This window comes from Bacillus sp. FJAT-28004, assembly GCF_001280845.1.
Lineage (GTDB): Bacteria > Bacillota > Bacilli > Paenibacillales > Paenibacillaceae > Pristimantibacillus.
The window spans coordinates 3,433,821-3,455,290 of sequence record NZ_LGHP01000001.1; the positions used below are offsets into that span (position 1 = coordinate 3,433,821).

The 21,470-nt window shown below is 44.9% G+C and carries 21 protein-coding genes; 1 reads left to right on the top strand and 20 read right to left on the bottom strand.

Annotation, left to right across the window (positions count from 1 at the left end):
• Window positions 1-295 precede the first annotated feature (295 nt).
• Entirely contained in the window at window positions 296-505 is a 210-nt protein-coding gene (locus AC787_RS14885) for a hypothetical protein (protein WP_054025490.1), read from the top strand.
• Window positions 506-571: 66 nt separating this feature from the next.
• Here AC787_RS14885 and AC787_RS14890 read toward each other — a convergent pair whose 3' ends face one another.
• The 20 genes from AC787_RS14890 to cls all read right to left on the bottom strand — a co-directional run bounded on the left by AC787_RS14890 (window position 572) and on the right by cls (window position 21,424).
• Window positions 572-1,249 carry a protein kinase family protein gene (locus AC787_RS14890; RefSeq protein ID WP_054025491.1) on the bottom strand — a complete coding sequence of 226 codons (678 nt, stop codon included), beginning with the start codon at window positions 1,247-1,249 and terminating at the stop codon, window positions 572-574.
• A 129-nt stretch (window positions 1,250-1,378) separates the two neighbouring features.
• On the bottom strand, window positions 1,379-1,702 hold the full coding sequence (locus tag AC787_RS14895) for a DMT family transporter (protein WP_054025492.1): 324 nt from the start codon (window positions 1,700-1,702) through the stop codon (window positions 1,379-1,381).
• A 1-nt stretch (window position 1,703) separates the two neighbouring features.
• On the bottom strand, window positions 1,704-2,141 hold the full coding sequence (locus AC787_RS14900) for a multidrug efflux SMR transporter (protein WP_321166118.1): 438 nt from the start codon (window positions 2,139-2,141) through the stop codon (window positions 1,704-1,706).
• Window positions 2,093-2,698, bottom strand: coding sequence for a TetR/AcrR family transcriptional regulator (locus AC787_RS14905; RefSeq protein ID WP_054025493.1), 606 nt, complete (start codon window positions 2,696-2,698; stop codon window positions 2,093-2,095). The genes AC787_RS14900 and AC787_RS14905 overlap by 49 nt, the downstream gene beginning before the upstream one ends.
• 155 nt (window positions 2,699-2,853) lie before the next feature.
• Entirely contained in the window at window positions 2,854-3,267 is a 414-nt protein-coding gene (locus AC787_RS14910) for a hypothetical protein (protein ID WP_152970639.1), read from the bottom strand.
• A gap of 23 nt (window positions 3,268-3,290) precedes the next feature.
• On the bottom strand, window positions 3,291-4,352 hold the full coding sequence (hisC, locus tag AC787_RS14915) for a histidinol-phosphate transaminase (RefSeq protein WP_054025495.1): 1,062 nt from the start codon (window positions 4,350-4,352) through the stop codon (window positions 3,291-3,293).
• Between the two features lie 74 nt (window positions 4,353-4,426).
• Window positions 4,427-4,879, bottom strand: a complete 453-nt coding sequence (locus tag AC787_RS14920; RefSeq protein WP_054025496.1) for a VanZ family protein — start codon at window positions 4,877-4,879, stop codon at window positions 4,427-4,429.
• Window positions 4,880-4,882: 3 nt separating this feature from the next.
• Window positions 4,883-5,596, bottom strand: coding sequence for a metallophosphoesterase family protein (locus AC787_RS14925; RefSeq protein ID WP_054025497.1), 714 nt, complete (start codon window positions 5,594-5,596; stop codon window positions 4,883-4,885).
• Window positions 5,593-6,099, bottom strand: a complete 507-nt coding sequence (locus tag AC787_RS14930) for a GNAT family N-acetyltransferase (RefSeq protein ID WP_054025498.1) — start codon at window positions 6,097-6,099, stop codon at window positions 5,593-5,595. Before AC787_RS14930 ends, AC787_RS14925 begins: the two co-directional genes overlap by 4 nt.
• A gap of 143 nt (window positions 6,100-6,242) precedes the next feature.
• Window positions 6,243-6,845, bottom strand: coding sequence for a molybdenum cofactor guanylyltransferase (locus AC787_RS14935; RefSeq protein ID WP_054025499.1), 603 nt, complete (start codon window positions 6,843-6,845; stop codon window positions 6,243-6,245).
• A gap of 75 nt (window positions 6,846-6,920) precedes the next feature.
• The gene (locus AC787_RS14940) at window positions 6,921-8,594 is read right to left on the bottom strand and encodes a glutamine--tRNA ligase/YqeY domain fusion protein (RefSeq protein ID WP_054025500.1); all 1,674 of its coding nucleotides are present in this window, start codon (window positions 8,592-8,594) and stop codon (window positions 6,921-6,923) included.
• A 115-nt stretch (window positions 8,595-8,709) separates the two neighbouring features.
• Window positions 8,710-10,080: a sodium-dependent transporter gene (locus AC787_RS14945; RefSeq protein WP_054025501.1), complete on the bottom strand. Its 1,371-nt coding sequence runs from the start codon at window positions 10,078-10,080 to the stop codon at window positions 8,710-8,712.
• A 1,158-nt stretch (window positions 10,081-11,238) separates the two neighbouring features.
• Window positions 11,239-11,784, bottom strand: coding sequence for a glutathione peroxidase (locus AC787_RS14950; protein ID WP_054025502.1), 546 nt, complete (start codon window positions 11,782-11,784; stop codon window positions 11,239-11,241).
• 248 nt (window positions 11,785-12,032) lie between these two features.
• Window positions 12,033-13,379: a DUF2252 domain-containing protein gene (locus tag AC787_RS14955; RefSeq protein WP_054025503.1), complete on the bottom strand. Its 1,347-nt coding sequence runs from the start codon at window positions 13,377-13,379 to the stop codon at window positions 12,033-12,035.
• A 19-nt stretch (window positions 13,380-13,398) separates the two neighbouring features.
• The gene (locus tag AC787_RS14960; RefSeq protein WP_063847532.1) at window positions 13,399-13,881 is read right to left on the bottom strand and encodes a CcdC family protein; all 483 of its coding nucleotides are present in this window, start codon (window positions 13,879-13,881) and stop codon (window positions 13,399-13,401) included.
• A 287-nt stretch (window positions 13,882-14,168) separates the two neighbouring features.
• The gene (locus AC787_RS14965) at window positions 14,169-14,840 is read right to left on the bottom strand and encodes a DUF559 domain-containing protein (protein ID WP_054025504.1); all 672 of its coding nucleotides are present in this window, start codon (window positions 14,838-14,840) and stop codon (window positions 14,169-14,171) included.
• A gap of 1,296 nt (window positions 14,841-16,136) precedes the next feature.
• Window positions 16,137-17,591 (bottom strand): catalase, encoded by a 1,455-nt coding sequence (locus AC787_RS14975; RefSeq protein WP_054025506.1) that lies wholly within the window; start codon window positions 17,589-17,591, stop codon window positions 16,137-16,139.
• A 170-nt stretch (window positions 17,592-17,761) separates the two neighbouring features.
• Window positions 17,762-18,592 carry a winged-helix domain-containing protein gene (locus tag AC787_RS14980; protein WP_054025507.1) on the bottom strand — a complete coding sequence of 277 codons (831 nt, stop codon included), beginning with the start codon at window positions 18,590-18,592 and terminating at the stop codon, window positions 17,762-17,764.
• A complete protein-coding gene (locus AC787_RS14985; RefSeq protein WP_054025508.1) occupies window positions 18,571-18,963 on the bottom strand; it encodes a transcriptional repressor in 393 nt (130 codons plus the stop codon). Before AC787_RS14985 ends, AC787_RS14980 begins: the two co-directional genes overlap by 22 nt.
• A gap of 1,012 nt (window positions 18,964-19,975) precedes the next feature.
• Window positions 19,976-21,424, bottom strand: a complete 1,449-nt coding sequence (cls, locus tag AC787_RS14990; RefSeq protein ID WP_054025509.1) for a cardiolipin synthase — start codon at window positions 21,422-21,424, stop codon at window positions 19,976-19,978.
• Window positions 21,425-21,470: the final 46 nt, after the last annotated feature.

A 21,470-nucleotide genomic window follows, 5' to 3' on the forward strand; every position in this document is an offset into this window, starting at 1 on the left:
TGTTTAAGGGCCTCCCTGCTTTATACTGTAATTTTATCCGTTACAGTTAAGTTTGTCAATAGTCAGGTCGCCATCTTGCTTTCTTAGGATGCTGCATGGGCAATATCGTTATTCTCCATCAGATTTTGGATTGAAGGAAAAGGTTTTTTTTCGTTCTTAGTCATGTTTGAACACTTTCCCTGAATAAATATGAATAGTGCTACCTTATTCGGTATTGAGCATGAAGACAAAGCTGAAGGGCACATGGCTTCCTACACTAGTTTTACTATGTAAAACTTTAAGGAGGTGACGCAAAATGGCGTTATTTTGGAATCGATGGATAGTCGTTCGTACGGAAGGGGGTTCTAGATCGGAGCTCATTGACCGATTGGAGGCCCATTTCAAAACAAATGGTTTGAAATCCAAAATCACCATTGAGGGCAATTCCTTGAAACGGATTCATGTGCTTAAAAAGGATGCCGATCTCGCCAAAAGGCTGCTGGACGCGTTTGACGAGGAGCTTTAAAATGTGTGGCAAAGCTTTGCCAAGCAGCGGCTCCCTCAGAGGGCAGCCGCTGCTTGTGTTACTTTTCTAGGACGAGCGTCCTACTATGGAAGAATTCCGCATAACGCGGTAGCCTTTGCGAACGCCGTTCAGCACCCATTCGGGTACCGGAATCGGCTTTTTGGACAGAAAAGGCATATAGATACGGTTGTAGGCCTTCTTCAAATCCTCCCACATCGTACAAGGTTCTTCCTTCAGAAAATCAGAAATATCCAGCACGATACCCCGTCCATCCTTGATCATTACATTTTTCCCGTGCACATCATGAGGATACAAACCGCGGGACCTTGCATAATCCAGCGCTTGATCAATATCGTCTATTGCTTTTGTTGGTATAGCTACTCCATCAATGATGCACTGATATAAGGTTTTTCCCTTTAGTCGCTTTAAAATCAAATAATAATGACCTTTATATTCACCCGCATGATAACAAGTTGAAAATGCAGGATGATTACCAATTCGCCGGTAAACCTCGCATTCACTCTCCCAGCCATCACGGCCAGGCGCATAAACCTTCACAGCAATATCCGAGTAATCATGATGTGTAAATACGCCGGCGTAATTGCCCGCTCCAAGTAGTTTCCAGCCGAACGGCGTCTCCACAACTCTAATTGGATTTGTTGGATCAACACTATCAAGCACAAGCTCTGAGAGCAATGACCGCTCCATAAGAGCAATAAACGTATTCAGCTGCTTCTCCTCCATTGTAAGTACTCCTCTTCTCCCTATCTACATACATGCTTTCCTTTCATTGTAAGACCAGCGGCTGCAAAAATAAAGACCGCACCAAAAAGCTTTTCAGCTCTTCAGCACGGTCTCGCAGCATACTTGATCTTAATGGCCTCCGCTTACAACCTTTAGACCAATAACCCCTGAAATAATCATGGATAAAAATAACATCTTACGCCAGTTCCTCGACTCTCCAAAAATAAACATACCGAGCACCACGCTGCCTATTGAGCCGATTCCAGTCCATATACCATAAGCCGTACTAATCGGAATGGTCTGCAATGCTTTAGATAAAAAGAAAAAGCTTACGAAACCAGCGCCAATCGCCCCTACGGTCCCCTTCCAACGTTTAAAGCCATCGGAGAGCTTTATGAAGGTAACGCCGGCGACCTCTCCAAAGCCTGATATAATTAAGAAGACCCATGCCATTTTAAGAACCCACCTTCTGTTTTTCTAAGTTGTTCGTACTCATCAGTGTCTTATCTGGAGCTGGCTTATCACTTGATACAAGCTTAAGTCCGACAATGCCCCCAACTAGCAATGCGATAAAGAACAAGCGCCAGAAATCAGCCGGTTCGTTAAGGATAAGGATACCTGCAATGACGGTACCAACCGTTCCGATTCCCGTAAACATGGCATAAGCGACGCCGATTTCGATCGTTCGCATCGCGCGCGCAAACAACATAAAGCTTATTACTAGCAATACCACCGTAATTATGCTTGGAACGAGCACCGTAAAGCCCTCCGAATATTTAAGGCCAAACGTCCAGCCCACCTCAAGAAACCCCGCTAATAATAAAAAGACCCACTGCATTTTATTCAATCCCTTCTCGCTGTCATCGTCCAAATCTGCCATAATGATTGCCATACCATTTTCTTCCTTTTTTCAAACAGCTCTTTCTCATATATTTGGTTTTCGACAAGGATGCCATCTACGCATACATAGAAGGTAGCAATTAATCGTTCCGCCTCTTCTAGGTTAAACAACCCCTGTGAAGCTCCCTTTTCCAGCACGCTAATTAAACCCTTGTTCAGTTCATACTCATATCGCAACAGATCTTGATTGAGCTGATCCCGCAAGTGCCGCGGTGGTACAAGCATTGTTTTCTTTAAGAAAGCCTGACCCGTCGTTAAATGAACGAGATCGGTAAAAAAAGTAAACAATCGGTGTACCTGCTCCTTAATCGGATCCTGCTCCATATCTTGAAGAAGCTCTATAAACTGATTATGTTCTTCAACGATCACTTCTTGAATGAGCTGCAAGAACAATTGTTCTTTGGACTTATAATGTGCATATATGGATGGCGTCTTGATGCCCACAGCCTTAGCAATCTCTGACAAAGATGCTCCCTCGTAGCCTGATTCCGTGAACATCGTCAGCGCTGCAAGCTTTATTCGTTCCGCCGTTGTAGGTTCAGCACTCATGTAATTCCCTCCGATCTGAGTTCGTTCCCCTTCCTAACGAACGTTAGTCTCACAAATTTTAAGACGATATTATCATTTAGTCAAGTTATACAAACCTTTTTACAAAAAAAACCATGCATGCTCCTTTTTGGTGGAGATCATGCATGGCTTTTGAATTATTGCTTTGAGGTTCGGTTATATTTTCTCCACAGCATAGAGCCTGCATTAAAGATCATGCCTAATGCAATGCCAAGGAGCGTGACGATAACGTTCAAAATAAGGAAATAAACAAGCAGCAATCCAAAATCGACCGTATTGTCCGATAGAGGCAGCACTTGGCTGAGCACAAATGCAAGAAGAACGCTAAACGGGATCCAGAACAAGAAGATGAAGATCGGAAAGTACCAATGCTGATTTCGAAATAGCTTTACGATGGGTAAAGCAAACGCGATAATCATGATCGTGCAAATGATGTAGCTCCGCTCCACAATTCCGCTATAAAAATAAGCTGTATATAAAAACACATTACTCAAAGCGGCATAAATGGCACTCAATATCAGTACCGACCGCATCGATCGCCGAAACAACATTGGCTCCTTCGTGGCCTCTTCCATTACATGCCTACAATTTCTTGAAGTGCCTGAGTAAAGGCATCCATTTCTTCGTCCGTTCCGATGCTAACCCGCAAATACTCATTAATCCGAGGTTGATCGAAGTACCGAACAAGCACGCCTTTATCGCGCAGCTGTACAAAAATGTCCTTAGCTGCTAGGGTCTTATGCGAAATAAAGACGAAATTCGCTTTCGAGTCCGTTGCAACAAAGCCGAGCTCCTGTACCTGCTCCGTTACACGCTCACGAGTTGCAATGACTTTTTCCGTCGTTTCTCGGAAATAAGCATCATCCTCGAATGAAGCAATGGCACCCGCTAAAGCAAGCCGATCCATCGTATATGAATTAAATGAATTTTTGATTCGATTCAGCCCATCAATCAATTCCTCGCTGCCAAAAGCAAAACCAACGCGAAGGCCAGCGAGTGAACGGGATTTCGAGAGTGTTTGAACGACGAGCAAATTCGGATAATCCTTGATAAGCTCCACCGCTGATTGTCCGCCGAAGTCAATATAGGCCTCGTCAATAATAACAACCTGATTCGGGTTGCTTTCAAGCAATGTACGAATATTTTCGAGCGGGAGCAATTGAGCTGTCGGTGCATTCGGGTTCGGTATAATGATACCTCCGTTATCCGGATGAAACGCCTCGATTTGTACGTTAAACTGCTCGTCCAGCGCAATAAGCTCTGTTTGCAAACCATATAGCTTTGCATACACTTTATAGAAGCTGTACGTAATATCAGGGAACAGTATCGTCTTATCCGGATCAAAAAAAGCAGCGAACGCAAAAGCCAAAATTTCATCGGAACCGTTGCCCGCAAATACTTGCTCTGCTCGCAAGCCGTAATAGGAAGCAGCCGCTTTCACTAGATCATCGCAGGTAGGATCCGGATATAGGCGCAAATCTGCATTCGCAGCCCCTTTGATGGCATCGATTACCTTCGGAGATGGTGGATACGGATTCTCATTCGTATTCAGTTTAATATAGGTTTTATCCTTAGGCTGCTCGCCTGGGACATAAGGCACTAGCGAAGCGGTCAGCGGACTCCAAAATTTACTCAATGGCAATTCTTCCTTTCGTACTCGACATTTCTATCGCTTTTTTTCATTTATTTTAACATTAACGGGTTTGTTAATTACAGTGCCTGACGAACGACAAGCCTAGTCATCAGAAGCCCAAGCAGCGCGCCAAACGTATTAAGTATAATATCGTCGATGTCGAAGCTGCCCACCCGCGTCAACATTTGAGTAAGCTCAACGACTGCGATCAGCATAACGGTGACAAAGGTAAGTCTAAATACTTTCAAGTACTTCTTATTTAATAAGGGCAGGAATATGCCAATCGGTATGAATAAGACAATGTTTCCGAATAAATTTTTGAACCAAATATCAGGGTTGAAATGATCATAGTGGATGATATATTTTTTTATCGTATAAAGCGGAACCAGATTATAGTTGTACCCCTCGCCAAAGTAACGGCCTCGGTAAAATAATAGCCAGCACATCATTAAGGTGTAAAACAAAGCAATTGCGATAATCAACATATTCAGCAGCGAGCTTTTGAATATGGCTTTCGAATCCCTCCGCATCGCTTACAGTCTCCAAGGCACGGAATAGACTTTAAACTCTGCCGCTCCTGTAATCACCAGTCCGTTAAGCTGATGGCCTGTAGCACATCCTCCGTCAATGCCAATCTTACCTGTGCCGAACCAAATATCTGGTTTTCCATGAATATCGATGGTTTTGGTATGGCCGAAAATAACTGTTTTGCTCACATTTGTTGGCCTCTCAAGGAACGGCTGCTTTATGTAAAGAAAGTCTCTGGCAGGCTGCTCTTTCCAATTCAAGTAATTAGGATTAAGACCCGCATGCACATATATAAAGTGTTCATCCTCATGATAATAAGGCAGGTTATCCAAAAAAGTCATGTGATGCGCGTAACGCTCTTGAACGGCTATTTTGGCTTGATCGATGACATACTCGATTGGACCTTGCTTAATTCCAGCATAGCTCTCTGCGGTTTGCCTGCCGCCATGGCCAGTAAACTTAAGCAGCGCCTGCTCACTCCGCTCCAGCATAACATCAACGAGCCTCTCGTCGTGATTGCCTTGAACGGCAATTGCCCCGTCCTTTTGAACTAAGCTGATGACTTGCTCCACCACGTCCCTGCTTTGCGGACCCCGATCAACGAAATCGCCAAGCAGCATAAGCTGATCCTCACCGGGACAATAATTCATAAGTGAAAGCAAATCATTAAACGGTGTATAACATCCATGAATATCACTAATCACAAGCGTTCGCTTCATATACGCCTCCCCGAGATCACCAGATCTCTTTCTACACCATCCAGCACAGCTACCTTTGGCAAATGACCCCAAACCTCAAATCCAAACTTACGCAGCAGAGCGAGGCTCGGCTCATTATGTCCAAACACAAAACCAAGCAGCGTACTTATCCCTAACCGCGGACTTTCCTCGATCGCTTTCTGAATCAAAACCGTACCAAGACCAAGCTTGCGGTATTCTTCTGCTATATAAATGCTGATTTCAGCTGTTGCGTTGTAAGCTGGTCTGCCATAAAACGATTGAAAACTAAACCAAGCTGCGATTTCCCCTTCAATGAGCAGTACCCATAGCGGTCTGAAATTAGGAGAATGCTCATCAAACCACGCTTTTTTGCTAGCTACAGTAGCAGGCTCAAGATCCGCCGTCACCATTCTGCTTGCAATTGTTGAATTATAGATATCAACAATACGCTCCAGATCACTTAGCTGCGCATCGATAATTTCATATTTGAGCTCTCTGGTCATGCTCGCCACCTCTTACCCTTCTACGTCTAGATGGATGCTGCTTTAAATAGGCCTATTCCAACTTTGACAAATTATATCACAACGCCGAATGATTAAGCATCTATGCTTACATGATAGATTCCTTCTATGGAGACACCGTTTCTTCAAAACCCTTGTTCCATTCGGTACTTGTTATAATCGGCAGGCGTGTTGAGATTGGTAAAAATAGACGCGCCACGCTGCTCTTGCGGAGTAACCTCGAGCGTTTGAAGCCGGCGCAGCAGTCCCATTAAACGGAAATCCCGATCCTCTAGCGCTTCTTCTATTTGCGACACAATTCTAGTATGATATAGGGCGTGAAAAGGTTGATTAGGTGTGTGGATCACATCTACTCCTTTGTCCACATAAGCGAGAAGCTCAGAAAACAATGCTTCTGACAATTGCGGCATATCGCACGCCATAACAAATACGTAACCCTCAGCAATCATTGACAAGCCTGCATGCAACCCCGATAACGGGCCGCACTCTGGGTAACGATCCAACGCAAAACTAACTTTCTCTCCTAATTCTTCAAGGCTCTCACGATAAAGCGCTTCACGCTGCAACGACCCTACCGAAACAACCACATGCTGCACGAGTCCCGTGAGTTGTTCTACGAGCCGGTACAGCAGCGGCTTACCTTCAATAATCAGCAGCGCTTTATCGACCCCCATCCTCGTACTTAAACCGCCAGCTAGTATCAAGCCATGAATGTTGTGCTTTGCCATCTTCTCACCCTCCCTCTGAACAGAAAGAAAGCCTGCCGAGCGCTCAGGCAAGGCAGGCTTCTATTATTTTCCGGCTTACGCCTTGGACGGATCGAACGAACTCTTCAGTGAAACGATGCGGTTGAAAGCAAGTTTCTCACCAGTCGTATCCTTCGGATCTACGTTAAAGTAGCCGTGACGGAAAAATTGGAACTTGTCGCTGCCGACTGCATTTTTCATATTGGGCTCTACGAAACCTTGCAGCACTTCCAGTGAATTCGGGTTGATGCATTCCATGAAAGGTTTGCCTTCATCTTCTGCTTCGCTCGTAATAAGCGGCTCAAACAACCGGAACTCAGCAGCAATGGCTTGAGAAGCTTCTATCCAGTGAATGGTCCCTTTCACTTTACGTTCATTAAAGCCAGAACCACTCTTCGTCTTCACATCATAGGTACAGTGCAGCTCAATCACATTGCCCTCTACATCCTTAATGGCCTCTTGGCAAGTAATAAAGTATGCATGCTTCAAACGCACTTCATTGCCAGGGAATAGACGGAAATATTTGTTCGGAGGATTTTCCATGAAATCATCCTGTTCAATATAAATCTCACGGGAAAACGGAATTTGACGCGTTCCCATCTCTTCGTTTTCTGCATTGTTTTCCGCATCGAGCAGCTCGGTTTGGCCTTCTGGATAGTTCGTAATGACCACTTTAAGCGGGCGCAATACCGCCATTGTACGAAGTGCCTTCAGCTTCAAGTCTTCTCTTATAAAATGCTCAAGGTTGCGCTCATCCACAAGGCTGTTGCTTTTCGACACACCGATCTCACGGCAGAAAGCACGCAAAGATTCCGGTGTGTAGCCTTTGCGGCGCAAGCCGCTAATCGTTGGCATACGTGGATCGTCCCAGCCGTCTACAGCCGCTTCATCCACCAATTGCTTAAGCTTGCGTTTGCTCATAACGGTGTTCGTTACGTTCAAACGGGCAAATTCATATTGATGAGGTGTGGACGCCATCTCACATTCAGCTACTGTCCAATCATAGAGTGGACGGTGATCCTCAAACTCTAGCGTACAAATGGAATGCGTGATGCCTTCAATCGCATCGCTTAGCGGGTGAGCATAGTCATACATCGGATAGATGCACCAAGCATCGCCCGTGCGGTGATGATGCGTATGCGAAATACGATATAAAACCGGATCACGCAAAGTAATGTTCGGAGAAGCCATATCAATCTTGGCGCGAAGCACCTTTTCGCCGTCCTTGAATTCACCTGCGCGCATGCGTGCGAACAAATCAAGGTTCTCCTCTACTGTACGGTTCCGATAAGGACTTTCCTTGCCTGGCTCTGTCAACGTACCGCGAAACTCGCGCATTTGCTCAGCCGTCAGATCGCATACATAAGCTTTACCCTTTTGAATAAGAAGCACCGCACGGTTGTATAGCTCTTCAAAATAATCCGACGCAAAACGAAGCTCGTCCCACTCGAAGCCAAGCCAGCGGACATCCTCTTGAATAGATTCCACATACTCTGTATCTTCTTTTATCGGATTCGTATCATCGAAACGCAAATTTGTCTTGCCCTTAAATTCGTCTGCCAGCTCAAAGTTCAGACAAATCGACTTGGCATGTCCAATATGCAAATAGCCGTTCGGCTCTGGCGGAAAACGAGTGACAATTTCTTGCACATGGCCGCTCTTCAAATCTTCGACTACAATGTTTTTTATAAAATTCGAGGATGAGGACTTGTTCTCTACTGCATTCTCCATCTGCGACCAACCTTTCCCACGGAAAATATTTATCCTCTTATAATACACAAATTCCCGTGAAATTATAATACTCTGTATATATGAACCACTTTCTGAGCAAGCTGGCGAACCGATCTTAAAACCGAATGACGCCAGACGAGTAGAGAAAGACAAGCAGTACCAAAATAGGCGCCACGTAACGCAGCATGAATCCCCATAACCGAAGCCACCACGCAGTCAAACCTGATTCCTCAGCCGCTCCTTTCCATGCATAGCCGACAAACAAGGTAACCACCAGCCCTCCGAGCGGCAGCACGATATTCGAGCATACAAAATCCACCCAATCAAAAAACGACTTTCCTCCAAACGTAAGCCAAGGTACTTTGTCTCCAAGAGATAAAGCCGATGGCACTCCGACAAGGAAGCACAGAAAGGTCAACAAGATAACGGAGAATCTGCGGCTCCAGCCGAATGCCTCACGAACGAATGCTACTGGCACTTCAAGCAGGGAAACGGTTGAAGTAAGCGCCGCAAAGGATAGCAGCAAGAAGAACAAACCGCCAAACAACCATCCTAGCGGCATGGCTGAGAATGCAGCCGGCAGCGCTACGAACACGAGTCCAGGACCTTGAGAAGGTTCTAATCCAAAGGCGAACGTTGTTGGGAAAATGATCAAGCCTGCTAGAAACGCGTAGATTAAGTCGCCGAGACCGATAGCTACCGTAGCCATCCCAAGCGATTGCCGCTTATCAACATAAGCACCGTAAGTCATAATCGCCCCCATGCCAAGCGACAAGGAGAAAAACGCATGACCGAGCGCCACAAGCACAGACTCTGCTGTCAGCTTGCTAAAATCAGGCTTCAGAAAAAAGGATACTCCCTCCGCCGCTCCCTCTAATGACAGTGCCCGCACACAAAGCACAATGAGCAAAATAACGAGCCCCGGGATAAAAATCTTATTAAACTTTTCGATGCCAGCCGACACGCCACGGATGATGACGAAGCCTGTTAGAAGCATAATGATGAATTGCCAGAACACAGGCATCCAGCTTGCATTAAAATCGCTGAACAGCACTGAAAAATCTTGATGCTCAAACAGTTTCCCCGTAAAGGACAACAATGCGTAATGCAAGGTCCAGCCAGCGACTACCGCATAAAAGGACAAAATAACGAACGCACCCAATACGGTAATAAAACCAAAGCCGCCCCAAATCTTTTGGCCGCTAAGCCGAATGAATGAAGTAGACGCATTGCCGCGTCCGCCCCGGCCTACTGCCAGTTCAGCCAGCAACACCGGCAAGCCGACGAGCAGCAGGCATATAATGAAGAGCAAGAAAAAAGCCGCGCCTCCGTATAGGCCCGTAATATAAGGAAACTTCCACATATTCCCAAGACCAACTGCGCTTCCGATTGCCGCCAAAATAAATCCCGAGGATGTAAACCTCTCCTTGGCACCTTGTCCTTGTCCTTCGCCTTGCAAGGATTCTGTTTGATCTTGCTTCTTCATGTGCTCCCCCTCCTAAATGCTGCGCTCTCCGCTATTCATCCACTGTACTGATGGGTAGTATGACCATTTTTGAAAAATATATCTACATGCATACATACTGACCGTGCATAGGCTTCATAAGGAAACCTTGATTCTCCTGCTGTATATAGCAGGAGTTTTTCCTATATTGCCGCCGCGATCAAGCCCTCGGAACAAGAGTAAATATCTCTTGGTCGGAAGCTTGAAACCAATTACTTACACCCCACATATTTCACACTCTCTACCCACAGCCTCGTTCCACTTAAGTTTTATACATGCAGTCCTGATCGATGCGAGAGGAAAATAATTATTTATGCATAAACAAACCTTAATTTTAACTTAGGATATAACCATTTTAAATCGTATAAAATCCAGATAAATTAAGAGATTATTATATTTAAATCCTCAAAACCCTCGTAAAACTATTTGCATATTTTTAACCTAAATATCAAATGAGAAAAGTCTCAATATAACGCTTCTTCAGGTATCATTAGACATAAAAAAATGGACAGAACGAATAATCGTTTCTGTCCATTTCCAACCCTTAATCCCAGGTAAAGGAGTATCTTATAAGTAGAATTATTTTTGAAAAGATGAAGCACTGGAGCCACTGTATGACCTGAAAATAAGACTAACCATTGACTCCTAAACTTGCGGTAGAGCCGATCTTTTTCACCTGAGAAGCGGTGTATGATTAGGATGCTGTCCCCATTGAAAATGCTCTATTGTCCGCTATTTCACACTTCATTAACGTTGAGGTTTAGATTATGCTTTTCACAGTTCTCTGCTTCCATAATCAAGATTGCACCTACCATATGATAGCGATGAATCATCTTCGTTAACCTGTGAAACAGGATTCTATTGTATGTTTCTCAAAGGACTAAGATACTTCTAGCTTCTTCTGCTTAACTCTAGGCTTTAATTTCGTTTGCTATAACGAGCTCTAGGATAACAATCTCTACATTATAGCTAAACGAAATTAGTGTCGAAGCATAGTCCCTCATACGGGAAAATGTACGATAACAAGGCATCCACTCGCCATCAAACGCCAGTCTTGCCTACAAAACGACTAAAACAACCATTAAATGGGCTTTTTTTCGCCGGGAAGCCGCATGTATTTCATTTTTTAGTGAGGGAGCACTAAAGCAGCTGCTCGATATTGGCCTTCATATCGGAAGGTTCATCGGTCGATTCGAACCGTTTTACGACATTCCCTTCACGATCGATCAGGAATTTCGTGAAGTTCCATTTGACTGAGTTGCCCTCGAGATAATGAGGCAGCTTCTCCGAAAGAAAAGCATTAAGCATTTTACCGCTAGGGTTGCTTGTGTCAAAACCTTCAAAAGGAGCATCTTCCGTTAATTGCTTGAATAGAGGATGAGCAGTTTCGTCCCGAACATCAGTTTTCTCAAAAAGCGGGAATGTCACCCCGTAGTTCAACTGGCAAAAACTTTGGACATCTGAGTTTGCACCCGGCTCCTGTTCACCAAACTGATTACTTGGAAAACCAAGAATCTCAAGACCTTGGTCTTTGTATTCTACATATAGCTTTTGTAATTCAGCGTACTGCGGTGTAAAGCCGCATTTGCTTGCTGTATTGACGACAATTAGCACCTTACCTTTATATTGTTCCATACTTTGTTGTTGACCGTTAATGCCCTGCAGCTCATGCGAGTAAATGCTCATTGCTTTTTGCCTCCTCTATTCTATGTGAGTTTCAATAAATTAAATTGTATGCAATTTAATTGTTAACATAGAATACCATGAAAAACAAAAGACTGTCAAACCCGAATTCTTTAACGAAAGATTATTTTCCGCTCGGTATACTACGGTACTGCTAGCAAGTGATTTTTTTAAAACTAATATAAAAAAAAAGACCGCCCCTCTTGCGCGTTCTCTCGCGCATGAGTGCAGTCCTGCTCTGATGATCTAATTTATAATTGCGTTTGCTTCTTTCTGTTGCCCAGCCATTCGGTGAATAAAGTATAATCCTGCTCCACTTGATCCGCATAGGAAATGGCCCAATTGGCAATTGAAGTACAAAAAGCATCCTCGTCATTGCCCATCGCCTTCACAATTTCAATCTCACTGTGATAAGCAAGAATACCTTGCGCTACATCGGCATCCGCCCGCGCATGCATTTTGGCAGTCAGCCTGCCCATACTCGTCGTAACCGATAAGAAATCTCCTGCCGTATCAAGAGCTTCAAGCTTAAGTCGCTTCTTATACGGTGATCGCTCACGCACATAAAACTGACGATCTCCAATGGAAAGCCATCCAAGATAGGGGTCTGCCTCATGATGCATCGCTCTCTGAGTCATTGTCACACGTTGACCCTGATGCTCAAACATGGACCAGAATGTCTCATCATAAGACATAAAGTACGCCGGAACCGGCACACGCACTTCCTTCACTTCAAGCACGATATCGTCCTCGCCTTGCGCGTCTTCACCAGCTTCAATTAGCACATAGTATCTGTCGAGTCCAATAGATGCTGTTCCCGAGCCATGCTTCACAGCAATATCCTTCACCTGAAAATGAAGTAATTCCTCTGTGTCATCTGCTTTGACGGTAGCCAAATACATAGGCCATGCTTCCAGCAAAGCATCACGCTCCTCATCGGTTGGAGATACAATTTCATCTGTCGTCGAAAACTTCCTATGCTCCTGTACGAGCGCTGTCACCTTTTCTAGGAAATGCTGGTCCTTACGTTTTTGCAGTTTTTTTAGCAGCTTCTTGACGGGACCTTCCGCACGTTCGATGTCAATCGCATATGTACCTGGGTCATCCTTCCCCTTTGCGAAACGTCGCATCTGCTTGGAGTAGGCCAGTAAATATGCTTCAATGGAGCTAATTTGACTAGCATGGTTTTGCCCCTTAAGCCTACCGACGAGCGCTATACTTACCGACATTCGCATTAAATCATACAAATATGAGCCCAAGTAACCTTCATCAAAATCGTTCACATCATAGACCAATGCGCCTTGTTCATTGCGGAAAGCACCAAAGTTCTCAAAGTGCAGATCACCCTGAATCCAAGTTGGACGGCCCTCTGGCGTGTGATAGGGAAACCATATCCGAGATGCGTCAAAATAAAACAAATAAGCGCTGCCGCGAAAAAAAGAAAATGGCGTTTCCGACATTTTAAGATACTTTTCTTCACGTTTACCGCGCTCAAGCTTCATTATTTTTTGATCAAATTCTTGAAAAATCGCTGATAGTGTCCGTCTTCTAAGTTTACTCTGGGTCAGCTTTACTCGTTCCGTCAGCTTCGAATCCATACATTCTCCCCCATTCAACCTACATCTCTACTTTTTTGAGCCTCATATAATCACTAATCATTGCCATCCGCCAAGGTAAAATCATACCAAAAGCTAGCAAATAGAATACCGCCCCGGTTTGCGGAATCGACATATATTGCTCGACAACACTATGAAGGGAAAGCCGGATAATGAACAGCGTCAGCATAATAAAAACAAACGCCTTCGATCGTCTTACGTAAATTTCGGATTTAACGCGCTCCAAACGGGTCGTCACGATTAACGGAAATGCAAAGATCAGCATGCCGGTCAAAAAAGAGGCTAATCCCCAAAACCACGGAATATGCGTCTGCGAGAAGGCAAACATGATGAAGCCTGTCGCCATGCCGAGCGGCGGTATAATGATTTTGCGCAATGAGGTCGGCCGTTTACCAGCGCGCATACGAAGGATGATAAGTGTAAGACCGGCCAAAGCTGAAATGATAATGGAACCGACTTGAATCACTTGCGTTGACAGCAGCACCGCTAACAACCCCCGTTTTCATGGTGTGGATGCCCTATTTTTATAATAGCGAAAGCGCTCTTAATCCTTTACAAGGCAACAATAAATCACTCTTTATTCCATCGTACTTCAAAACCATAAACATCGCAAACTTACATTATAGCCTAAAGCAAGGTAGCCCTCCTGCGGAACGTTCTCCTCTTGCCAGAAAAACAGACTGCTCTATTCCTCATAATAAAACACTATTCTCTAGCGTCATGGCCGCTGTGATGCAAGAAAGAAGCTTGGCGCAATACTGAATTGACCAATTAATCCAGGAAACTAAGAAAATCATGAGCAATTTCATACCCTATGACTCGTTGTCTACTGCCACGATAAAAAGGTATCAGCCCACCTTTTGAGCATAACTTTTTCAACAAATTAACTGCCGTTTTATGATCAATTTCAAAATGCCGCTCCACATCCTTCGGCCTGATAAGACGAGCCTGCTGAATAGCAAGCCGTATAATTTCTTTCTCTGCTAGTTGAATACGTGTTGTCGGCGCTTGCCTAGCCTGGTACCTGCTCATAACCATTTTAAGCATTGTCATGCATAGCTCAGGGTTCTTCTCTACATCATCGTAAGCGAAAGAGATGACCGGGTAGCCCATCGCATGCAAAAAGGTTTCTCGGTTTAGTTCATGGCAATATTTCAATCGATCCATGTCTCGGACATGTGAAGCAAATCCTTTTATCTCAATAATGAGCCTCACCGTACCCGAGAACCACGCAAAATCTGCAAAATAGGATCTACCTCGCCAATCCATAACTTCATACTCGGGATGTAGGCTTTGAAAGTCACCCCAAAGAGGCCACCATACATTACGTAGAAATAACGACTCGGCATGGCCATGGCCTCTTTCCAGCCTGCCTCGACGTTCACCTGCCCGTTTATCTACATGATATTGAATAAATGAGCGATGCGCTTCCTCATAGGTCACTTTCAATCATCCTCTCTAGAAAAAGAAAACGTCCCGTTACCACTCACTGATGAGTGTTAACGGGACGTTCTTCGTCTCTTGTCTTTAATTATAAGACATCTGGAATGATAAGAATAGTATTGTTCTATTATTCTTTTGAGCATTTATCAGGTCTATTTGGTGCCGAAAAAAAATCAACCTCATCCGCCTCATATGAACGAACACTTCGCATCTGAGATTTAGTTAAATTGCTATTACCTTATTCATTTTCGTCAATAAAAAGTAACTTAACCGGAATTTCTCCTGCTAATTCATCCTTCATCCAAATAAATATCATCTTAACAGGAATTTCTCCAGTTAATATGTGCTATATCTCCTGAATCTGCTAATATCCAACCAATTAACAGGAGGTTTTCCTTCTAAATGAGTAGAATCGGCTAGAACAGCAAAATTAGCTGGAGGTTTTCCTGTTAGTGTTAGTTGCGTTACATAAATTGGCTAGTTTGGTTCGTGGTTGGTGGTTGGTCGGTCGTGGTTGATGGTTGATGGTTGGTCGGTTGATGGTTGGTCGGTCGTGGTTGATGATCAGTGGTTGGTGGTTCGTGGTCGGTGGTTCGTGGTTCGTGGTTGGTGGTTGGTGGTTGGTTGGTGGTTGGTTGGTGGTCGATGATCGGTGGTCGGTGGTCGGTGGTCGGTGGTCGGTGGTCGATGGTCGATGATCGGTGGTCGGTGGTCGGTGGTTCGTGGTTCGTGGTTGGTCGTCGATGATCGGTGGTCGGTGGTTCGTGGTTCGTGGTTGGTCGTCGATGATCGGTGGTTGGTGGTTCGTGGTTGGTGGTTGGTGGTTCGTGGTTCGTGGTTCGTGGTTGGATGGTGATTGGTTGGTAATTGGTTGGTGATTGGTGATTGGTGGTTGGTGGTTGGTCGGTCGTGGTTGATGGTTGGTGGTTCGTGGTTCGTGGTTCGTGGTTGGATGGTGATTGGTTGGTGGTTGGTGGTTCGTGGTTCGTGGTTCGTGATTGGTGGTTGGTGGTTGGTGGTTGGTGGTTGGTGGTTCGTGGTTCGTGATTGGTGGTTGGTTGGTGGTCGGTGGTTTCGTTGGCTCGTGGAATCTCAGTCAAATCGTTTGTGGCGGGCGGGTTGATAGCTTACGGTTCGTGAATTCGCGGTTACTCAATCTTGTAACTGGAGGTTTCTGCTTTTTAGCTCGTTAGTAGGTTCAAGTGGATCTAAGGATGAATTGCTGCATGTAGAAGGGAGACACAGAAGTACGCAATCGGCGTGCCTCTGTGTGATGTTTCCCCCGTTGCTTCTTGTTTATCTCTGTGGCATAAACTTGCGGATATCAACGCCCAGCGCTTGCGAAAGCTTCATGCCTAATTCGCGATCGGCACGGAAGAAGTTGCAGATGGCGCGGAGTCTTATATCGTCATTAGTCTGCTCGAGCTCACCAGTCAGATTGGCAAGTAGATTCGCTTGTTGTTCTTCAGACAGTGAACGATAGCGCTCGCCCGCTTGTGTGAAATCGTCCGTTTTGTCAATTTTTTGACGGCCAGCCGACCCTTGAAGAGGCGCGAGTGAATCAGCATAAACCTGCTTTTCCTTCGGACTCTCTGATGAGCTGTTAGGCTCATAGTTCACTGGAGAAGGGTCTGCCTGCATCGTCATTGCACCATCTCGTTGATGGTTGCGTACCGGTGCATACGGACAATTTACCGGAATGTGCAGGTAGTTCGCTCCAAGGCGGTACCGCTGTGTATCAGGATATGAGAACAATCTACCCTGCAGCAGTTTATCCTCCGATGGTTCGATTCCTGGCACAAGCGTTCCTGGTGAGAAGGCTGATTGCTCAACCTCTGCAAAATAGTTTACTGGGTTGCGATTCAACGTCATCGTGCCTACCTTTTGCAACGGGTACATATCCTCTGGCCATACCTTCGTCGGATCTAGCGGATCGAACGCATACCGTTCGACGTGATCGACAGGCATAAGCTGTACATGAAGCTCCCACTCTGGGAAGTTGCCGAGCTCTATCGCATCATGCAAATCACGTGTCGCATGGTTAAAGTCCTTGCCCTGCATAACGCTCGCTTCCGCTGCTGTAAAGTTCCTTACTCCTTGCAGCGACTTCCAAGTATATTTAACATAGGTCGGTTTTCCTTCGTCATTAATCCACTTGAAGGCATGAACGCCGAATCCGTCCATTTCACGATAAGTAGCAGGCGTTCCGTCATCCGAGAACAACCAAGTGAGCATATGCGTGGATTCAGGAGAGAGTGTCATGAAATCCCAATAGCGCGCAGGCTCTTGGACATTCGTATTTGGCGCCGGCTTTAAGGAATGTACCATATCAGGAAATTTCATGGCATCACGAATGAAAAATACCGGTAAATGGTTTCCTACAATATCATAATTGCCTTCCTGCGTATAAAATTTTACCGAGAAGCCTCGTGGATCGCGCGCCGTCTCCGGCGAGCCTGTTCCATTAATAACCGTTGAAAAGCGTACAAATACAGGCGTCTCTACTCCTGGCTCCTGCATAAAATGAGCCTTTGTATGACCCTTCATGCTAACCTCCGTGCGGAATACTCCATGTGCGCCTGCTCCTCGTGCATGCACGACACGCTCTGGAATACGCTCGCGGTCAAAATGCGCAAGCTTCTCAAGTAAATGGTAATCCTCTATTAGAGTAGGCCCGCGCTGCCCTGCTGTACGCGAGTTTTGATTATCGCCAACGGGCGCGCCTTGATTCGTTGTCATATAGTTTTCCATGATAGCACCTCATCGATTATTTTATATATTTAGACTTGATCTAAATCTATAATATAATCTTATCGAATAGTCGGTCGACTGTCATGAAAGCCTAATGAATGAAACATGAATATTTCATGAAACGCAGCCATCTTGAGAATTCATGTCCCAAAATGATACACACCTACCGATTAGTCGCGAATATCCGCAATCCGGTAACCTACCCCGCGCACGGTAACAATATATTTTGGTGCTACAGCGCTGTCCTTTAGTTTTTTGCGTAGACTTTTAATATGAGCATCCACCAAGTTGCTTCCTCCATAGAAATGCAAACCCCAAACGGTATCTAGCAGCGACTCACGCGTTAAGACGGAGCCGTCCGATGTTATGAAATGCAGAAGCAGATCATATTCCGTCTTCGTAAGGTCTATGCGCAGCCCTGCCCGATCAACGGTCATCTTCTTGAGATCAACCTGGATATCCTTAAACTCTCGTATATCGCTATCCGCTTTCGCAACGGTTACTGGCTTATTTAGTAGCATACGGTTGATTTGTTTTATCGCTTGCTCAGGTTTAGCCGGCCAGACTAACAGCTCGGATGCACCAAGGGCAAAAGTCTCACGACTATCATATGATTTCTGATCCATCAAAATAAGGACAGGAACCGCATGCCTCTCAGCCGCTTCCACCAGTTCTACACCTGCCTGAAGCGTATGGCTTGCGGCAGCTTGAGCTACAGGGATCGCATCAAATACGAGAAGCTCCGGCTGCAAGCTTTGCAGCATGTTTTTATTGAAATCATGCAGCGAAAACACATCAAAGCATTCGGATGACAACGCAACGAGCAAGCTTTTGACCCTCTCTGGAAACGGACTAATAATCATGACCCGCTTCGTTATGGAGCAAAGCATCCCGCTTTGCAGCAGTTCTTCCTCTGAATAGCCAGCTGCTGCTGCGCTCTGGTCGAGCGGTATACCCTCATTTAAATACTCGTTGTTTATTATGATTGTTTCGTCGCGCATTGTTCACAAACCCCCTCTAATACGACTTGTACATGCTCAATCTTATATTTCGTCTCCGAGGCCACCTTCTCCATCCACTCATTAGGTAATTCAGTCAAAACCTCATCCACGCGGCCGCACACAGTGCACACGATATGCTGATGCTCATCCGTTCGAGCGTCATAGCGGCTGACCGTTTCTCCAAGCTTCAATTCTCTAATGAGCCCCACATCCGTCAAATAACGCAATGAGTTGTACACGGTGCCGTAAGCGAAGTTGAAGCCTTTGCCTCTCAGTCGTTCAATGACATCGGCCGCCGTCGGATGGTCTGGAGCATGCTGTACGACTTCAAAGATAGCTTTGCGCTGTATCGTTAAGTTAATTTTATTCATAATAAGATCATTCCTTTTGTTACTGATTTTAGACTAAGTATAAATTGAAGGGTCAAAACGGTCAACCTCACTAGCTTTCCTTTATCATCCTAATTTTAAAAAGACAGCTTATAACCAAAATCAGTGCCTTACAAAACAATACGGAATTGAATGACTAAAAAGAGCCCAAACCAACCTCAAAAAACACCTCGCGGAAGGAAGTAACGGACACCAGAGACCTTATTTGCATCAATCTCACTCTTTTTGCAAAAGTAACGGACATACAGGTCGCTATTTGGCTTCAAGTGATATGATTTTACTCTATTTCAAGCATATAGCGGATTCAGTGTCCGTTAGAATTCAGTTTGGACTCAAATATCATATATAGCGGCTTATACGTCCGTTAGAGGCAAGCATGAACTCTAATGATCATAAATATTGCATTCTGTGCCGTTAGACTCCAGCCTGAACTCTATTCATCAAAAGTATCGACTGCTACGTCCGTTACAATCCATTCTGAGCACTATTCATCATAAATAACGACTTCCAGTCCGTTAGAGGCAAGCCCCTCCCTACCTTAAGCTTTGAACTAACACCAAAAAACAATTAAAATTTTTTGTCGAATTGAATAATCTGAATATTTACAAAATTCAAACAAAGGTGTATACTAAGCTTATCTTAAACGAGAGGGGATAGCCCATTGAAGTAGGTTAGCGATGCATGTCTCACAAACTCGGGAAGGAGCATTCATTCAATCATTGCCGGACATGCTGGGACAATAGCGAATGAGGATGTAGTCGACCATATGAATGATAAGTACTTATGAGGAACAAGGATTTGAAACAAATCGAAAGGAAGTTGATCGAGGTCAATAAAATTAGGATCGAAGTCGATAGGGTTTGTAACAAATTCGAAAGGACGAAGAAGAGGCAAACAGCGGATTGGAGCGTTAGAATAAATTGAATAGTTTTCTACCAAGCAGGTGAAGGGCTTCTGGTTATCTTAGATAAGCAGAAGCCCTTCTTATGTGTGTCTATAGGATGGGACTGAGTAGTCTGGAGATCGATTCTTTCAACCGATTTATGATTGGCCGGTTGGCATAAACAGCTTCCGTTAGCTGCGTGCAATGTTCGACATCATCCTCAAAAATGCGTTGCAGCTTTGCCGATGTCTGCGTATCATAGATAAACGCATTCATCTCAAAATTAAGCTTAAAGCTGCGAATATCGACATTGGCCGTTCCAACGGACGCCACCTTGCCGTCGATGACAAGCGTTTTTGCGTGAAGGAACCCTTTCTCGTACATATAGCATTTAACTCCGCCTGCGAGAAGCTCTCCCAAATAAGAATGAGTTGCCCAGTATACAAAGAAATGATCTGGCTTACTCGGCAGCATAATACGCACATCCACTCCGGACAAAGCAGCGATCTTCAGCGCGGTCATCAAACTTTCATCAGGTACAAAATATGGCGTTTGCAAGCTGATCGTTTTTCGAGCTGAATAAATCATTTTGATATAGCCATTTTTAATTTGTTGATATTGCGTATCTGGACCACTCGCCACAAGCTGCATGCCAATCGTTCCCGTATCATCGCTCATAATCGGGAAATACCGCTCGTTAAGCTCTATTCGGCTGGAAGCCGCCAAATTCCAATCCATAAGAAACTGCGCCTGCATCTGCAGCACTGCATTACCACGAACTCTGAGATGCGTATCTCTCCATTCGCCAAAATGCTCGTTTAATCCTAAATATTCATCTCCGATGTTGAAGCCGCCAATATAACCGACTTGACCGTCAACGATAACGAGCTTGCGATGATTGCGATAATTGATTTTTAAATTCAAATAAGGAATTCGCGATGGAAAAAACGCCGCTTCCCGGCCGCCGGCTGCAATCAACTCCGCAAAATAACGCTTCGGCAATTTGGAGCTTCCTATATGATCATACAAAAACTTAACCTCAACGCCCTCTGCCGCTTTCTCTGCGAGCGCCTTAACCAATCTTCTGCCCAGTTCATCGTCACGGACGATATAGTAGACGAGATGAATATGATGCTGAGCCGATTGAATATCCTTGAGCAGCGCGTCAAACTTCTGATTGCCCTCCGTATAGATCTCAACCGCATTGTTGCTCGTATATACCGCATAGCTCGTTTTCAGACTCATATAGATCATGTCTTGGTAACTTCGCATCACAGGATCATTATATACAATTTCATCGTCTCGCAGCTGGCGCATTTGCCTCTCGACCGTGTGCTCGATAATGCGCTGACTGTCGCCAAGCAGCTTATACAGCTTTCTTTTACGTACCTTCTGCCCTAATATTAAATACAAAACAAAGCCGAAAACGGGGATGAAGAAAAGAATCATCAGCCAAGCCCAAGTTGTGCTTGCGCTGCGCCTCTCGAGAAAGATAACCGTAATCGCCAAAAAAATGTTTAGCAGCATAATAATTGCAGATGCGTTTTGCATGATGACCATCCGTATTATAGCACCTCAGTTTTATGTAAAAGCTAATGCGATCATA

What these genes read in the sequence shown, in the direction of transcription:
- AC787_RS14885 (WP_054025490.1), top strand. Translation starts at nt 296, where the DNA reads ATGGCGTTATTTTGGAATCGATGGATAGTCGTTCGTACGGAAGGGGGT.
- AC787_RS14890 (WP_054025491.1), bottom strand. Translation starts at nt 1,249, where the DNA reads ATGGAGGAGAAGCAGCTGAATACGTTTATTGCTCTTATGGAGCGGTCA.
- AC787_RS14895 (WP_054025492.1), bottom strand. Translation starts at nt 1,702, where the DNA reads ATGGCATGGGTCTTCTTAATTATATCAGGCTTTGGAGAGGTCGCCGGC.
- AC787_RS14900 (WP_321166118.1), bottom strand. Translation starts at nt 2,141, where the DNA reads ATGGCAATCATTATGGCAGATTTGGACGATGACAGCGAGAAGGGATTG.
- AC787_RS14905 (WP_054025493.1), bottom strand. Translation starts at nt 2,698, where the DNA reads ATGAGTGCTGAACCTACAACGGCGGAACGAATAAAGCTTGCAGCGCTG.
- AC787_RS14910 (WP_152970639.1), bottom strand. Translation starts at nt 3,267, where the DNA reads ATGTTGTTTCGGCGATCGATGCGGTCGGTACTGATATTGAGTGCCATT.
- AC787_RS14920 (WP_054025496.1), bottom strand. Translation starts at nt 4,879, where the DNA reads ATGCGGAGGGATTCGAAAGCCATATTCAAAAGCTCGCTGCTGAATATG.
- AC787_RS14925 (WP_054025497.1), bottom strand. Translation starts at nt 5,596, where the DNA reads ATGAAGCGAACGCTTGTGATTAGTGATATTCATGGATGTTATACACCG.
- AC787_RS14930 (WP_054025498.1), bottom strand. Translation starts at nt 6,099, where the DNA reads ATGACCAGAGAGCTCAAATATGAAATTATCGATGCGCAGCTAAGTGAT.
- AC787_RS14935 (WP_054025499.1), bottom strand. Translation starts at nt 6,845, where the DNA reads ATGGCAAAGCACAACATTCATGGCTTGATACTAGCTGGCGGTTTAAGT.
- AC787_RS14940 (WP_054025500.1), bottom strand. Translation starts at nt 8,594, where the DNA reads ATGGAGAATGCAGTAGAGAACAAGTCCTCATCCTCGAATTTTATAAAA.
- AC787_RS14945 (WP_054025501.1), bottom strand. Translation starts at nt 10,080, where the DNA reads ATGAAGAAGCAAGATCAAACAGAATCCTTGCAAGGCGAAGGACAAGGA.
- AC787_RS14950 (WP_054025502.1), bottom strand. Translation starts at nt 11,784, where the DNA reads ATGAGCATTTACTCGCATGAGCTGCAGGGCATTAACGGTCAACAACAA.
- AC787_RS14955 (WP_054025503.1), bottom strand. Translation starts at nt 13,379, where the DNA reads ATGGATTCGAAGCTGACGGAACGAGTAAAGCTGACCCAGAGTAAACTT.
- AC787_RS14975 (WP_054025506.1), bottom strand. Translation starts at nt 17,591, where the DNA reads ATGGAAAACTATATGACAACGAATCAAGGCGCGCCCGTTGGCGATAAT.
- AC787_RS14980 (WP_054025507.1), bottom strand. Translation starts at nt 18,592, where the DNA reads ATGCGCGACGAAACAATCATAATAAACAACGAGTATTTAAATGAGGGT.
- AC787_RS14985 (WP_054025508.1), bottom strand. Translation starts at nt 18,963, where the DNA reads ATGAATAAAATTAACTTAACGATACAGCGCAAAGCTATCTTTGAAGTC.
- cls (WP_054025509.1), bottom strand. Translation starts at nt 21,424, where the DNA reads ATGGTCATCATGCAAAACGCATCTGCAATTATTATGCTGCTAAACATT.